The following is a 255-nucleotide window of genomic DNA, read 5'->3' as shown; positions in this document are numbered from 1 at the left end:
CGAAAGAGGCAAGAGGAACTCCGGAGACAACAGGAGGAAATTCTTCGGAGACAGCAGGAGGAAGAAAGGAAAAGGCGGGAGGAAGAAGAGCTTGCCCGTAGGAAACAGGTATACCTCTGAGAGCTCCCACCGTAGGATTAGTGTCGAGGAGGCCCTGCAGGGTATCTTGCTCACTCCCATCATTTCTTAGGCCATAGCTATCTGGGAGATGCTTTTCCTGAGGCTGACAGGGAGCTAACAGCAGGATTGGGATTA

The 255-nt window shown here is 52.2% G+C and carries 1 protein-coding gene; it reads left to right on the top strand.

Annotation, left to right across the window (positions count from 1 at the left end; genetic code table 11):
• The coding region (locus EUU22_RS26370; protein WP_205687845.1) for a hypothetical protein at nucleotides 1–190 on the top strand (190 nt) is incomplete at its 5' end.
• Between the last annotated feature and the right edge of the window lie 65 nt (nucleotides 191–255).

Origin of the sequence: Ciceribacter ferrooxidans, from assembly GCF_004137355.1 — a bacterium.
GTDB classification, from domain to species: domain Bacteria; phylum Pseudomonadota; class Alphaproteobacteria; order Rhizobiales; family Rhizobiaceae; genus Allorhizobium; species Allorhizobium ferrooxidans.
Note: the sequence above shows the minus strand (reverse complement) of the source record. Positions and strands in the feature narration are given on the sequence as shown.